The organism is Psychrobacter sp. NPDC064578 (genome assembly GCF_044901245.1).
Lineage (GTDB): Bacteria > Pseudomonadota > Gammaproteobacteria > Pseudomonadales > Moraxellaceae > Psychrobacter > Psychrobacter cibarius_C.
Window position 1 is genome coordinate 175,637 of the sequence record NZ_JBJDPI010000007.1, and the last position, 14,158, is coordinate 189,794.

Genomic DNA, 14,158 nt, shown 5'->3' on the forward strand with positions numbered 1-14,158 from the left:
TCACAAAGGATAAAATGATGATTAGCTCTAATATTAGTAATTCATGCATTAGCGAAAGCGCTAAGCAAGCTATAGCCTCTGTAAACTTATCTTTTTCTGACGATATGACTCTATCTAAAGAACAAGATATGATAAATATGTTGATGCGTATTGAGTTTGGTGAAACTACTTACGATCAAGAGGAAGCAAGGCTACTGCAAGAATGGAATGAAGTTAAGAGTAGAAAAAATTAGTTAATATACAATATGAACCGTCCCGACTTTATCGGAGAGTGATTTACTTGAGTCAGGCAGCGATGCCTGACAGGTTTAAATTATCATAATACCGCTTTTCAAACTCAAAGGGTGACACATAACCAATCGTGCTATGCAGTCGTGCTTTATTGAACCTTAGAAGCGTTAAAAATCGATTAATTATCGATTTAGCTTTGCAAGACGAGAGCTGTGCTCGAAGTGCCACCCACTCAAGGGTTGCCAGTTCAACATCGTTCACACCAGTCCAGCTCTGCTTTAAATAATGAATCACCTCAGACTTGTACAGCCCATTGACCGTTTCAGCCAGTGCATTGTCATAAGAATCACCCGTAGTGCCAACAGACGCAATCACACCGCAGTCAGCCATCTTATCTGTGTAGCGAATGGATAAATACTGAACCCCTCTATCACTGTGATGAATCACATCTTTGGGATTGTTTCTATCTGCTATTGCTTGGTTTAATGCCGCCATAACCATATCGGTATTCATGCGATTTGATACTTTCCAGCCCACAATAGCGCGAGCAAACACATCAATAATAAAAGCGGTATATACCCAGCCACTCAGTGTCTTGATATAAGTAAAATCCGCAACCCATAGCTGGTTAGGGCAATGAGCGCTAAAGTTACGATTGACTAGGTCATCAGCGCGCTTTTGGTCGTCACGGCTGTTGGTGGTAATTTTGCCTTTGCCACGCCACACGCCTTGTAGGTCATGCTGTCTCATTAAACGCTCTACGGTGCAACGAGCAACCTTTAATCCGTCAGCTTTCATCTGCTGCCAGACTTTACGCGCACCGTAACGGCATTTGCTAACCTGCCAAATACGTTTAATTTCACCGATGTAAAAGTCGTCATGCTGACTGCGTAGTGAACGCTTTTCAGGGCAGCACTTCAGGTATTTAGCACGGTGATAGGTTGATGGGGTAATCGTTAGTACTCGACAGATTGGCTCGATCCATACTCAGCTTTGTTATCATCAATAAAACTGATCATCACTTGAGTGGACGGCCCGTCTCCGCCTGGGCGAAAAAAGCAGCAGCCTTGCTGATGATTTCATTGGCTTGTCTGAGCTCTCTGCATTCGCGTTCAAGCTCTTTGATACGCTGATCTTGGCTTTGAGCTTGTACCGATGCAGGAATGGTTTGGTCTATATGCTTCTTTCAGGCGTGCAGCCAATCTTAGGCGCGATGGCTTGGATGGCTGACCATGTGGAGGGATAGTCATTTGCGGCTTCAATCAGCATGCGAACGGCGCGTTCTTTAATCTCAGGGGTGTAGTTTTGTGTTTTCATTGTCGTATTCTCTCAGAAAGTTAGGTCTCCGAAAATCACGGGCGGTTCATCCTTTAAGATCAAAATACAATAATCAAGCAAGTAAAGGCTGCTTACTAGAGTCGATTCTGCTGACATATAAGACTCTTACTATCTTTTAGAGGTTTTCTGGGTGTAAACCATAGCTATAGTACTATCTATACAGAACCTACGATAGGATCGATAAATTTGGCTAGATTAAAAATTTCTAAGTTTATATCTATGGGATTGGCGAAATATATCTATTGTATCAATAGAGTTAATAACTTCTTGATAGTTATTAACAACGTTAAATATAGGCAGAGATTTATCTAATACCTCTTTGGAGGGTGAAAATAAGTATCCCTTAGAGACCGCTTTTAGCATAGTAAAGTCGTTAAATGCATCACCCAGTGCGATACTGTTTTCCAAGGAAAAAGGATGTTTTTCTACAATCTCGTGTTTACCATGTTGGCGACTATATAGCACTTTATTAACATAGCCCGCACCATCGACCTGTAAACGATGACAATATACCGTCTCTATCGGAACTTCTAGCTTTTGCAAAAAACCTTCTAATAATTCATGAAAGCAGTCCGATACAATCTGAATATCAAATCCCTTTAACCTCAACATTTGTAAAAACTCTGCTGCGCCCTCTATGGGATTAAGTTGACTAATAACATCTTGTATCCTCAGTAGAGTAATCTGATTTTTGTTTAGAATATCGATTCGATATAGCATTAATTGTTTGTAATCTTCTACCTCTCTTGTGGTTATGTTCAGCTCAAATATATTCAGCTGACTAGCCAAAAACTTCCATATCTCTGGAACTAAAACCCCTTCCATATCGATAAAGGCAACTTTGTTCATGTTTAATTCCTCTAGTTTAAGTTTGCAAAGAGCAAGAACATACCTAATAGCCCTAATATAAAACCAATGACACGATTAATTGCGACTTGCTGCTGTAGCATTTTTTCTCTTAGCGTCCGTTGAGAGAACAGTAAAGCCACTAAAGCGAACCATATGAAGTGAGCCACAGACATGAATAAGCCATAACCGATTAAAATAGACTTTGGGGTGCTGACGCTAACAATCTGCGTATACGTGCTAATCACAAATAATGTGGTTTTAGGATTTAAAGCATTGGTAAAAAAACCATATCGCAATGCTTGTCCGGAACTGATGCGCGCAGAAGAGCCTACGTCATGTACAGGTTTTTGTGTGAATGTCTTATAACCAATATAAATAAGATAAAGGGCACCAAGATATTTTATGATGGTTAAAAAATTTGGCGCAAGCTTCATGACAATTGCAACGGCTACTAACGTATAAGTCACGTGTACTAAGACACCTAGTGCTATACCAATAGACGTTAGCACACCGACTGAACGCCCATATAGGTAGCTATTCTTAGTGACAATAGCGAAATCAGCACCAGGGCTAATCACAGCAAGAATGGTAATCATGATAACGGTAAAAAATTCTGTCATTTGATTAACTCTGTAAAGGAAATACCAATATATAAAAAGTTTTATCTTAAGAAATATAGCTGTTATGCCTTTATCTATATTTTCTCTACTCACTATCAAAGCTCTAAGTCAGTAATTCTTCATATATCAGTTTTTCATGTTATTAATTTAAGTGCATTCTCCTACATTTACAGATAAACTAAAATTGAGTTTATTACATCATCATCTATGAGTTTTTGGCATGATAGAAAAAATATCGTTGAATTCATTAAGGTTCTTTTACTACGTTGCAGAGCACAATAGTGTGACGCTTGCTTCTCAGAAACTGTTTGTGACACAAAGTGCAGTGAGTAAACAGATTAAGAATTTGGAAGATGCTTTAGGTATCCCATTATTTAATCGAGTCAATAAGAAACTGGTGCTCACAGCCAATGGCAATCTACTTTTTTCTTGTTGTCAGCAAGTTTTTGCGAAATTAGATGACTGTCTTGTGGATCTAACGAGGCAAGATCATCGAAAAAAACAACTGGTACTCTCTTGTGAGCCAACTATTTCAATGAAATGGTTAATACCGCGTTTGGCTGAATTTAATGCATTAAATTATGGGTTTGAAATTGTATTGCTGACGGGTGGTGGAACAGTAGATTTTCAAGGAAAATCTATCGATATTGCTTTGCGTAGAAATGATTTTGAATGGGACAAGAATATATTCCATGAGAAAATTATTGAAGAATATATAGTCGCTGTCCGCAACCCTAGAACTGAGCAATCGAATACCCTATTACTGACTTCTTCTCGACCAAATTTTTGGCATCACATAAATAAGTCTAAGTTGTTCAGTAGCGAGATTTTATCGTACGAACCCATGGTGTTAGAACACTTTTACTTATGTATTGAGGGGTGCTTAGCTGGTTTAGGAACTACTATTGTTTCAATATTTATGGTGGAAAAGGAACTTTCGCATCACTTTTTAGAATTAATTCATCCTCCTGTGGCAGACAGCTCATCCTATCATTTATTGTCTTATCACCCTTTTTACGAAGATGAGAGAAAGGTAGTGTTTAAAGATTGGTTAAAAAAAGAGATGCTGAATAGCAAAATGCAGTCTATGGAAAATCTAAAATGCCTGTAGTAGTTATATCTTGATATTTTGACAATATTTGCATCGGACGTATCCCAGTATGTGAGAGTCTGAAATAGTTATCCGCCTTAAAAAAAGAGCCTTCACAGTTCAAAAATTTCCCTACTCGAATTACAAAGATTTAATGTCAGATCATTTTATGTATACAATTTTTCAAATATATCATTTACTACTTTCAGTGGGCTTTTGTTTCTGATAAATCAACAAGCTTACGCAGACCAAAATGACCCCAAAAATAGTTAATGCGCTCAAAGTAGTATCAAAAACCAGACTCTCCAAAATCATCGTCAGCAAAGGTAGTAAAAAGAATAGAGTGCTTACTTTATCTGCGGAGCTATATTTGAGCATAAGCATCAATAATAAATAAGCCCCTACGGAAACCACTGCGCCCATCCATACCAATGACAGCAAAGAGTAAGCATTGACTTCAAAAGACAATTCTTGATAAATAATCACAATTGAGAATATCAAAAATGAAAATATAGTCTGGATTAATAGCGTTAAAATAGGAGGCGTTTTAACCTTGGCTTGAGCGATAGTACCAAACGTGATGGATAGCAACGCCAGTACTGAAAGTACAATGCTTAAAGCATTTATCTTATCAACGGTATGATAGCCTAATGTGGACAGAATCAAACCTGAAAAACAAATCGCTAATAGTATGACGTTTTTAACGCTAATCGTATTTGCACTTAATAGTGACGTTATAATTGGCTGTATACCAAGAACCAGTATAATGATGCCAAGGGATAGCCCCGTATTAATAGCTGAAAAATAAAACGTTAAATAGAATACTTGCAGCAACAGACCTGAAAATATAATGCCTTTGAGCTGATCCTTCTTAAGCTCAGTAATGTCTATTTTTTTATGGGTAGATTTTAGATATATGGCTAGAAGTAGTGATAAAGCGATTGCTGATCTCAAAAATAAAAAGCTCCAAGAGTCGGTATATTGCAAACCAACTTTTGCAAAGATGGCACCGCCACTCCATATAGCCAAAAATCCTATAGGTGCAGCAAAATTCACAATATCTTGCTTTGACTGGATGTGAATATTCAATGGCACTTCCTTACCTAGCGTACATTTATATTATGTGACTATGGTAATGAAATTGATGCTCAAAGTTTTGTCGGAATAGATTGAAATATGTGCTGATCAGCTGATTGTTGGCTGCTTCATATTTTGATTATTACAGCGAAGTTTATGTGGGGTCTGATGATAGACAGTAGAGAAACGACGTATAAAGGCAGACACGTTATCGTAACCGCATCTCTCAGCCACAATCGTAATAGGTGTATCGGTATTTAGGATGAGACCAAGAGCAGCTTGCATACGAAGGTCGGTAATATAAGCATTAGGCGTACAACCAAGATGTTCCTTAAACAAGACTTTAAACTGACTTTCACTGAAACAGGCGATCTCAGCAAGTGATTTCACCGTATGATTGGTGGCAATATTACTTTTTAAAGCATGAACGACCGCAGTTAAACGATTATCCAATCGCTTACTCATTTTAATGGTTCCAAGAAGCTCTTTTAATAACTCAAACATCATCCCTTCTATCTTTTGGTTGTGAGCAGAGATCAATTGCTTTTCAATGAAAGAGATATACAACAACGTTTTTTCGTCCATTGCAAAATGGGTTTCGTTGAGTGGCAGTTGTAAAAATTCGATATTCTCTATATTTGCAACTAAAAAACGAAAGTCTTCTCTTGCCTGAAATTGATGATAAATACCTTTTCTAATAACTAAAGCCTCTCCATAAGAAACGTTAATAGCCTGATCACCAATTATCATTCTAATATCGCCCATCAATGGCATGAGAATTTGATGATAATCATGGGTGTGACCTTCTAGCTGGCTACCATATGTTCTGATGAATAAATGGTTTATTAACTCAGTATCTTTCATGATGTCTATTCACTGTCTGAAATATTTGTGGCTAATTAGGTTATGAAGAGTGTAGCAATAAAGCTATTTTGGCGATTAATAAATTGTTGTTTTAACAAGCGATTGTGAGCTATGCTGAAGAAACCGTAGAGATAAACTAACGAATCAGTAAGTAGCTCACCATGACCAAGAGGATGCAAAGTTACAGTAAGAATTGAAAGTAAAGCTGTCAAATGAGCTGCAGAAAATAGAAGCAGCTTAAGCACGACTGCTCAGAAGAATATGATTAATACCCTCAATTCTTCCAAGCAGCCTACTACTATTTTAATTCTAATTATTAATTCGCGCCAATCCACTTAAAACAGCAAGTATAGCTGCTGTGGTGCTATTGGTATGTATGCCCACACCAAAATAAGAACCAGGTAAATCTGAGACAGATAGCTCTATGATGGCAATGGCTTCAGCATCATTACCTTGACTCAAGTTACGTTCTTCATAAGACATCACCGATGCTTGCATAGACAGAGCATTAAGTGTTGCGGCAATGGGACCATTTCCTCGACCTTTTACCTGCCTATACTTACCTCTTGCAGACTTTAAGTCTAATACGATCTCTTGACCTGATGATGTTTCAAACAATGAGTGTCGCTGATAGCCATAAATACCTGAAGCTGACTCAGGGTGTAGATACGTTTGAGAAAATAATTCCCAAAGCTGTTGGCTTGATAGCTCAGCTTCAGCACTATCAGCTTGCTTTTGTACTATTGAACTAAATTCAACCTGCATTCGGCGAGGCATTTGAATGTCGTAGTCTTGCTCTAATAGGTAAGCGATGCCCCCTTTACCCGATTGACTATTTACACGCACAATACCATCATAAGTACGCCCTATATCTTTAGGATCAATAGGCAAATACGGGACGCGCCACAGAGCATCGGTTTTTTGCTGTTTAAGACCCTTGGCTATTGCATCTTGATGAGAGCCTGAAAAAGCGGTAAATACTAAATCTCCAGCATAAGGATGACGTGGATGTAGCGCAATAGCCGTACACTCTTCCACGGTTAATGCTAACCCTGAAATATCAGAAAAATCTAAATTTGGATGCACACCTTGGGTATACATATTCAAGGCTATCGTCACTAGATCCAAATTACCACTACGCTCACCATTGCCAAATAAACAGCCCTCGACACGATCGGCACCCGCTAATAGAGCCTGCTCCGCACAAGCAACCCCTGTACCACGATCATTGTGTGGATGTACGGATAAAACCACTTGATGACGACGTTTTAGTTTGCGATGCATCCACTCAATTTGATCCGCAAACACATTTGCTGTACTGACTTCAACTGTAGTTGGTAAATTAATAATCATGGTTTGAGTGTCATTCTCTAACCATTCATCCATTGCTGCATGACACATCTGCAAAGACACGTCTAATTCTGCCATACAGAACGTTTCCGGCGAATACTGTAATATCCATTCTGTTTCTGGAAAATCGGCTACTCGTCTTTTTAGATAATTGACATGCTCACGCACCAACTGTTCGATCTGTTCTACAGATAATCCAAAAACCATCTCACGCCAAGCAGGTGCAATGGCATTATATAAATGCACAATAACGCGCTTAGCACCACGCATGCTTTCTATTGTACGATCAATCAAATCATGACGTAATTGAGTCATCACCATAGGAGTCACGTCACTAGGAATTAAATCTTGCTCAATTAACTGACGGCAAAGATCAAAGTCAATTTGTGAGCCTGCAGGAAACCCTACCTCTATCTCTTTAAGCCCCACCCCAACCAATTTTTGAAAAAGCCGGTGCTTTTTAGATAGATTCATCGGCTCAAATAAAGCCTGATTACCATCCCTTAAATCGGTGGATAACCAAATTGGAGCCTTTGTAATTCTCTGATCAGGCCAGTGACGATCCACTAGCTGAACACGAGGATATGGAACATATTTATGACTAGGATCCATCAACATAGCAAACTCCCTAACAACCAAAGATAAACTGATATGTTAGAGGTTTACATGACCGCCCTACTATCTATAATAGAGCTATATATGTAGAGAAAAAGACATTTATGAGCAAAACAGTAGAAGATTTAAAAAAACTGAACCAATTTGAATCGTCACCATTACCTTTACACGGTATAGCAGTAGATTATTCAAAAGGGCATATTATTGCGCCACACACTCATACTAATAATGCCCAACTTTTATACGCTGTCTCTGGTACTTTGCTGGTTGAAACCCACGCAGGAAGATGGCTTATTCCTCCTAATCGAGCCGTTTGGCTGGCGGCTCAAGAAGAGCATACCGTTGTGATGCGTAGTCATACCAAGGTGCGTAGTTTATTTATTAAAACTGATGCTATCCACATGGACTTACCCGATACGAGTTATGTAATCAACATATCACCACTACTCAAAGAGCTGATATTAGCAGCAACTCTATTTCCCGTTGATTATCGAAAAGACACATACGCCAATTTATTGGTGAATTTGTTGTTAGAAGAACTAAAGCGACATAGTGCTTTAAATTTACTTCTTCCTTGGCCTAAGGATGCCCGTTATCACAACATCTGTGAATACCTAATACATTATCCCACCGACTCTCGATCTATTCCTCAATGGGCAAGTGAGCTCCATATCTCAGCTAAAACCTTTGAACGTCAATTTTTAAAGTTAACAGGTATATCCTTTGGGAAATGGCGACAACAAGCGCGACTGCTTTATTCATTAGAAGCCCTTAGTGAAGGGCTTCCTATCATCGATATCGCTTTTCAGTTTGGCTATAATAGCCATAGTGCCTACAGCGCAGCTTTTAAAGATTTTTTTGGTCAACGTCCTTCAGACTTTATGGCAAGAGAAAAGATTATTTCTTATGTCTAGAGTTTTTTCCACAACGTTTCTTATGGGTACAATGGGTGGTTCCCAAGCCATGATTTGGATCTTCAACTGTAGGCTACTGACACCGATATCTTTCTTAAGTTATAGAATTACGGTGTACTTGTACATTAAGTAAGCTTTTCGAGAGTAAGTTCAGTTATTTTCGATTATTATTGCTACATATATTATTTATCTCTATATAAAGATATTTTTTAGATCTAAACAATAGGTAGGTTATTCTCAATTTTCTTTAATAATAAATTGAGAATAAGTAGCTCTTCCTCACTCATATCACTCATCAAGTCATTCTCCAATTGCACGTGTGATGCGACGGCTCTATCAATCAACTCAAGACCTTTTGGGGTTAGTTTGACTAATAAGCTTCGTTTGTCCTCTGGGTTATCAATGCGCTCAATAAGTTCCTTCTTTTCTAAATGCTGTAAGCGATTGGTCATCGTACCAGAACTCACCATCATGCTATCAAACAAAACGGTTGGGCTCATTAAATATGGGGTGCCTGTGCGTCGTAATGTCGCTAACACATCAAATTCCCAATGTGATATTTGATAATTTATCTTATAGTTAGCAGATAGCTTTCGCATTAATATCACCTCTAACCGCTTTATACGCCCTATAGTCTCCATTGCTAACAAACTATCAGTAGCAAATCCTTGGTTTTGCCACTGGCTAATAATCTTCTGTACTGCATCTTCTTGTGTACACCCTTTAGTTTGCATTGATTTACTCCTCGTTATGATCAGAATATTTATGATTTTGAAGATATTAAAATGTCTATTTCTACTGAAAATTCCTCATAGGCAGTAATAATAGCAATATTATTATCTTGACATCAAGATATATAATGATATTCTGACATCAAGGTCATTTTCGGCCGTTAGGATACTATATGACTAAATTTACAGAGCGAAATGGCTCTCCTTGTAAAAGTGTATGGCTAGTTCCTTTAATTTGTCTTCTGGTTGGAGGCGCGTTACTTGGTATCTCTACCAATGTGGCAAAATATGCGGGGGAAATAGGTTTATCTCCGCTTGCCTTTTTATTTTGGTCAATTGCTGGTGCTGCCATAATCTTGTTAGTTATTGCGTTACTACGCCATGAACTTCCACCTCTCAATAAACGCAGCTTTGAATATTACTTTATATCTGCTTTGGTCAGCGTTGCAGGCTCTAACTTACTTTTCTTCTCCGCTATTCCCCATGTCGGTGCCGGTTTTGTAGCCCTAATTATCTCCTTACCGCCACTTCTCACCTATCTTGGGGCACTAGCGTTAGGGATGGAGCGATTTCAGACGGTTCGAGCTCTTGGGGTTGCAGCTGCACTTGCCGGTGCAGGTGTACTAGCTACCCGTAAATTTTCTGCACCAGATGCCAGTGTGTTTTGGATTTTGATAGCACTCTGTGGCCCTGTTTTGCTCGCTATTGGCAATCTCTATCGTACATTGCGTTGGCCGGAAGGAGCGTCTCCCAATGCGCTTGCTCCAGGTATGCTTATTGCGGCTGTAGTCTTACTTGGCGCAACAAGCCTCCTACCGGACTTCTCACTTACCGTTCCAATGGGAGGTTTCCTGCCACTTGGTTTAATTGCCTTACAGGCCTTCATATTCGCCGGTCAGTTTCAATTATTATTTCTACTTCAAAAAACGGGTGGCCCGGTTTTACTAAGCTTACTAGGATCTGTTGGAGCAATTGTAGGTGTACCTGTCGCTGTTTTTTTACAAGGTGAATCTCCACCGGACGGACTCATTCTAGGCGCATCTTTGATTGCACTCGGTGTGGCACTTGTTACATGGGGTGGCATGAAAATGATGGCACGATCGGAACAAAGACTTAAAGTTCCTGATAAGACCTGAACTTAAGAAGTTTGATTTCCTTTGTAAGTTTATTCAATAAGGCTGACAAACCTTAATCACACGATATAAATAACATTCTATTTAACAATACTTAAAAGGATAAAAATATGCCGCAATCCAATTCAGCCAACCTACAACAAGCCTTCACTAAACGTCGGTCCATTTATGCTTTAGGTGGCAACTTACCAGTAAAACCACAAGAAATTATTGATATTGCTGAGCGCACAATACTAAATACGCCTTCAGCCTTCAACTCACAGACGACACGTCTAGTAGTGTTGTTTGGTAAGCAGCATAAGCAACTATGGGATATCACTGAGACCCATTTACGTAAGGCGGTTGGCAGTAACGATTTTTCAGGTAGTCAACAAAAAATGGATGGTTTTCGTGCGGCTGTGGGTACAGTTATGTTTTACGAAGATAAGGAGGTTATACAATCGTTGCAAGATAAGTTTGAGCTATATGCTGACAAATTTCCTATTTGGGCGCAGCAAACCTCAGCAATGCATCAATATGCTATGTGGTTAGAATTGAGTGCTTTAAATATTGGTGCAAATCTTCAGCATTATAATCCACTAATCAATAATGATATTGCATCAGCTTTTTCAATTCCTAAGCAGTGGGAACTGGTTGCTCAAATGCCATTTGGTAACATCGTTGAGCCAGCTGGCGAAAAAAACTATCAGTCAGCCAGTGAACGTATCAAAGTGTTTGGACTGTAGTAACAATGCCTTGATGCTAATGTCAGTATGTCCGGACACCCTAAAGTCAGATTTTCTCGAATATATACAGTGGACAGAGCCCTTAAATTTTATGATTTTTTAGATCTAAAATGCTAGCGTATATTTGATTATTGCTTGGTACTACTGCAAAAGATAACCAATTAAAATCGTGATAATGCATCGACTCATAACTAAAAAAGACACATAAACAAGAGTGCGAGGTAGGAAATGAGTAAGTTTAGTTATAACCAATGGATACTAGCCACCATAACAATAATCGTAGGTCTTAATCTTAGGCCTATTATGGCCTCGATATCTCCAATCGTACCCGTGTTAGCAAACGATATAGGAATAAATAATCAAACTGCTGGACTATTGACTACTTTGCCAGTTGCAATGATGGGCTGCTTTGCGCTTTTAGGTCCCAGAATTCAATCTAGAGTAAGCGAGTATATAGGTATATTAGTTGGATTGTTGGCGATAGCACTTTCTTGTAGCTACCGATTTTTTGCTGACTCTACATTCCTTCTATTGCTGACTTCTCTCATTGGAGGCATTGGTATAGCAATCATCCAAACTCTAATGCCCGCCTATTTAAACAGAATTGCGCCAGACAGTGCTAGCGTTTTTATGGGGTTATTTACAACAGGCATTATGGCTGGGGCTGCGATATCAGCTGCTACAAGCTCTCCTCTAGAAGGAGCCTTTGGATGGAATACCGCTTTATCAATTATGGCTATCCCTGCCATATTGGCAATTATACTGTTCTCCTTTGCTATGCCACATATCAAAAGCAGTAGAAACGGTTATTTGCCTCTACCTATAAAGTCCAAAAATGCATGGTTGTTAATGCTTTTCTTTGGTATAGGTACAGGCGCATACACATTGGTTTTAGCTTGGTTACCGTTAAATTACACTCAGCTTGGGTGGAGTAGAGATGCTTCTGGCGCTTTATTAAGTATTTTAACGGTGGCAGAAGTAGTTTCTGGCATCTTAATTTCTATATTTATCAAAAAATTCAACGATCGCCGAAAGCCATTATTTGTCACTCTATCGCTCATATTAGTTGGTTTAATACTGCTTATCTATATTCCCTCAAAGCTTGCATTTTTAACCGTTATAATTTTAGGGTTAGGGATTGGTGCTTTATTTCCTTTATCTTTAATCATAGCGCTTGATTACGCCTCTAACGCCAAGCAAGCAGTGACTTTATTAGCTTTTGTGCAAGGTGGTGGATACTTAATTGCTTCAGCATTCCCTTTCATGGCGGGTGTCTTAATTGATACTTCAAGTGATTTAACGGGAGCGTGGATTGGAATGATTATTGGAGTTTTACTGTTATTCACTATATGTAATAAATTCTCTCCACAATATTTTGTGGTTCGTTATTAATATGCTCGAATGAGAATATTTATTAAACCTTATATACCCACAGTTTCTGACTAACGTACTGGTTTGTATTATTCGTATCTAGTCCGCTAGACTGATTAAAAATAAGGGTTAGTACTCTGTTTGCACCTTATAGTTATTACATGGCGAGTTTAAGTAGATAATTATGTGTTTATTATATTTTTTAGGAATTCGCCCTTACTTTCTAATATTTCTTTATATAAGTAATAGATATTAGTATTTATAAAATCCACGTACCTATAATTATTTTCTGTTATTTGAATAAGGTCAATATCAGGCATCAGCATGATAACTGGAGAATGGGTGGCAATGATAAACTGCGCCCCTTCCTTTGCTAACTGTATAATTCTCTCGACAAAATCAATTTGACTCGCAATTGATAGTGATGCTTCAGGCTCATCAAGTATATAAAGTCCACCCCCTCTGAAACGATTGAAGAATAAAGCTCTCATGGACTCTCCGTGTGAGATTGTATGTAAGTCTCTACCTCCATAGTAGCTATTTATCTTAGGGTCAAAACTCAATTCTGAGTCCAGACTTCTCATTTCAGTTAGAAGGTTATAATAGGTTTCAGATCTGTAGAAGAAAATATCTTCTATTTTTTTACCGCTTTTTGAGATTCTCAGATGCTTTGTATAATCCAGATGTGTATTCTCAGTTTCATAATGAAAGTTTATAGAACCGCCTTCGGCAGGGCAACCTAATTTGACTGCTAAAGCCTCTAAGATAGTCGATTTTCCAGCTCCGTTTTCGCCAGTAATTACGGTGATACTCTTTGTAAAACATAATGGATATAGGTGCATAAACGGAAAATCATGAGGGATAGTATTTAATAAATCTATTCTTTTCAACATAGGTGTATTTTCATACATAAAGCTAATCCTTATAGTCAGTCCACAATTAAATTAGTACAACCCATATTATGGAACAGTTTATTTAAATTATTCTTAATCCACCCTTGGCGTAGAAACTTTGCTTGTGAGACGCCCCAGTATTATCGGAGTAAAAAAGGCGTTATTTTACTAATATTTATTTAGGCTATGAAAAATTTTCGTATTCTTTATACGTACATACTTATCCTCAAATGTACTTGTCCGAAGCTCGATAAAGCTTAGTAACCTTTAACCATTGTCTAAAATGAGCTCACTATTAAATCACAATTATTCCGCTATCCATATACTTGTAAGTCTTCCTAATAGCTTAAGTTGATC

13 protein-coding genes, 1 pseudogene and 1 other annotated feature are annotated in these 14,158 nt (G+C 38.4%); of the genes and pseudogenes, 6 read left to right on the forward strand and 8 right to left on the reverse strand.

Translation table 11 applies throughout. The annotated features are described in order from the left end of the window. The first annotated feature begins 17 nt into the window (after nt 1–17). On the forward strand, nt 18–233 hold the full coding sequence (locus tag ACI2JM_RS10045) for a hypothetical protein (protein ID WP_404643918.1): 216 nt from the start codon (nt 18–20) through the stop codon (nt 231–233). A gap of 52 nt (nt 234–285) precedes the next feature. Here ACI2JM_RS10045 and ACI2JM_RS10050 read toward each other — a convergent pair. The 3 genes and pseudogenes from ACI2JM_RS10050 to ACI2JM_RS10060 all read right to left on the reverse strand — a co-directional run bounded on the left by ACI2JM_RS10050 (nt 286) and on the right by ACI2JM_RS10060 (nt 3,038). Then, nucleotides 286–1,548, reverse strand: a pseudogene (locus tag ACI2JM_RS10050) (IS3 family transposase). Then, nucleotides 1,177–1,292, reverse strand: a sequence feature (AL1L pseudoknot). It overlaps the preceding pseudogene by 116 nt. A gap of 216 nt (nt 1,549–1,764) precedes the next feature. Next, entirely contained in the window at nt 1,765–2,418 is a 654-nt protein-coding gene (gene thrH, locus ACI2JM_RS10055; protein WP_404643920.1) for a bifunctional phosphoserine phosphatase/homoserine phosphotransferase ThrH, read from the reverse strand. 11 nt (nt 2,419–2,429) lie between these two features. Then, nucleotides 2,430–3,038, reverse strand: coding sequence for a LysE family translocator (locus ACI2JM_RS10060; RefSeq protein ID WP_404643922.1), 609 nt, complete (start codon nt 3,036–3,038; stop codon nt 2,430–2,432). 220 nt (nt 3,039–3,258) lie between these two features. Here ACI2JM_RS10060 and ACI2JM_RS10065 point away from each other — a divergent pair, with 220 nt between their 5' ends. Then, the gene (locus ACI2JM_RS10065; protein ID WP_404643924.1) at nt 3,259–4,149 is read left to right on the forward strand and encodes a LysR family transcriptional regulator; all 891 of its coding nucleotides are present in this window, start codon (nt 3,259–3,261) and stop codon (nt 4,147–4,149) included. 171 nt (nt 4,150–4,320) lie between these two features. Here the strand turns inward: ACI2JM_RS10065 and ACI2JM_RS10070 are convergent, their stop codons facing one another. From ACI2JM_RS10070 to ACI2JM_RS10080, 3 genes are all read right to left on the reverse strand, one after another. After that, nucleotides 4,321–5,217, reverse strand: coding sequence for a DMT family transporter (locus ACI2JM_RS10070; protein ID WP_404643926.1), 897 nt, complete (start codon nt 5,215–5,217; stop codon nt 4,321–4,323). A gap of 96 nt (nt 5,218–5,313) precedes the next feature. Next, nucleotides 5,314–6,069, reverse strand: a complete 756-nt coding sequence (locus ACI2JM_RS10075; RefSeq protein WP_404643928.1) for an AraC family transcriptional regulator — start codon at nt 6,067–6,069, stop codon at nt 5,314–5,316. 309 nt (nt 6,070–6,378) lie between these two features. Then, nucleotides 6,379–8,037 carry a 2-isopropylmalate synthase gene (locus tag ACI2JM_RS10080; protein ID WP_404643930.1) on the reverse strand — a complete coding sequence of 553 codons (1,659 nt, stop codon included), beginning with the start codon at nt 8,035–8,037 and terminating at the stop codon, nt 6,379–6,381. A 101-nt stretch (nt 8,038–8,138) separates the two neighbouring features. Between ACI2JM_RS10080 and ACI2JM_RS10085 the strand changes: the two genes are divergently transcribed. Further along, nucleotides 8,139–8,948: an AraC family transcriptional regulator gene (locus tag ACI2JM_RS10085; RefSeq protein WP_404643932.1), complete on the forward strand. Its 810-nt coding sequence runs from the start codon at nt 8,139–8,141 to the stop codon at nt 8,946–8,948. 215 nt (nt 8,949–9,163) lie between these two features. Here ACI2JM_RS10085 and ACI2JM_RS10090 read toward each other — a convergent pair whose 3' ends face one another. After that, nucleotides 9,164–9,682, reverse strand: a complete 519-nt coding sequence (locus ACI2JM_RS10090; RefSeq protein WP_404643934.1) for a MarR family winged helix-turn-helix transcriptional regulator — start codon at nt 9,680–9,682, stop codon at nt 9,164–9,166. Between the two features lie 170 nt (nt 9,683–9,852). Here ACI2JM_RS10090 and ACI2JM_RS10095 point away from each other — a divergent pair, with 170 nt between their 5' ends. From ACI2JM_RS10095 to ACI2JM_RS10105, 3 genes are all read left to right on the forward strand, one after another. Continuing rightward, entirely contained in the window at nt 9,853–10,815 is a 963-nt protein-coding gene (locus ACI2JM_RS10095) for a DMT family transporter (protein WP_404643936.1), read from the forward strand. Nucleotides 10,816–10,922: 107 nt separating this feature from the next. Further along, on the forward strand, nt 10,923–11,537 hold the full coding sequence (locus tag ACI2JM_RS10100; RefSeq protein ID WP_404643938.1) for a nitroreductase family protein: 615 nt from the start codon (nt 10,923–10,925) through the stop codon (nt 11,535–11,537). 303 nt (nt 11,538–11,840) lie between these two features. After that, the gene (locus ACI2JM_RS10105; RefSeq protein WP_404643940.1) at nt 11,841–12,929 is read left to right on the forward strand and encodes an MFS transporter; all 1,089 of its coding nucleotides are present in this window, start codon (nt 11,841–11,843) and stop codon (nt 12,927–12,929) included. 161 nt (nt 12,930–13,090) lie between these two features. Here the strand turns inward: ACI2JM_RS10105 and ACI2JM_RS10110 are convergent, their stop codons facing one another. Next, on the reverse strand, nt 13,091–13,819 hold the full coding sequence (locus ACI2JM_RS10110; RefSeq protein ID WP_404643942.1) for an AAA family ATPase: 729 nt from the start codon (nt 13,817–13,819) through the stop codon (nt 13,091–13,093). Between the last annotated feature and the right edge of the window lie 339 nt (nt 13,820–14,158).

What these genes read in the sequence shown, in the direction of transcription:
- ACI2JM_RS10060 (WP_404643922.1), bottom strand. Translation starts at nt 3,038, where the DNA reads ATGACAGAATTTTTTACCGTTATCATGATTACCATTCTTGCTGTGATT.
- ACI2JM_RS10110 (WP_404643942.1), bottom strand. Translation starts at nt 13,819, where the DNA reads ATGTATGAAAATACACCTATGTTGAAAAGAATAGATTTATTAAATACT.
- ACI2JM_RS10065 (WP_404643924.1), top strand. Translation starts at nt 3,259, where the DNA reads ATGATAGAAAAAATATCGTTGAATTCATTAAGGTTCTTTTACTACGTT.
- ACI2JM_RS10080 (WP_404643930.1), bottom strand. Translation starts at nt 8,037, where the DNA reads ATGTTGATGGATCCTAGTCATAAATATGTTCCATATCCTCGTGTTCAG.
- ACI2JM_RS10100 (WP_404643938.1), top strand. Translation starts at nt 10,923, where the DNA reads ATGCCGCAATCCAATTCAGCCAACCTACAACAAGCCTTCACTAAACGT.
- ACI2JM_RS10090 (WP_404643934.1), bottom strand. Translation starts at nt 9,682, where the DNA reads ATGCAAACTAAAGGGTGTACACAAGAAGATGCAGTACAGAAGATTATT.
- ACI2JM_RS10045 (WP_404643918.1), top strand. Translation starts at nt 18, where the DNA reads ATGATTAGCTCTAATATTAGTAATTCATGCATTAGCGAAAGCGCTAAG.
- thrH (WP_404643920.1), bottom strand. Translation starts at nt 2,418, where the DNA reads ATGAACAAAGTTGCCTTTATCGATATGGAAGGGGTTTTAGTTCCAGAG.
- ACI2JM_RS10075 (WP_404643928.1), bottom strand. Translation starts at nt 6,069, where the DNA reads ATGAAAGATACTGAGTTAATAAACCATTTATTCATCAGAACATATGGT.
- ACI2JM_RS10105 (WP_404643940.1), top strand. Translation starts at nt 11,841, where the DNA reads ATGGCCTCGATATCTCCAATCGTACCCGTGTTAGCAAACGATATAGGA.
- ACI2JM_RS10085 (WP_404643932.1), top strand. Translation starts at nt 8,139, where the DNA reads ATGAGCAAAACAGTAGAAGATTTAAAAAAACTGAACCAATTTGAATCG.
- ACI2JM_RS10095 (WP_404643936.1), top strand. Translation starts at nt 9,853, where the DNA reads ATGACTAAATTTACAGAGCGAAATGGCTCTCCTTGTAAAAGTGTATGG.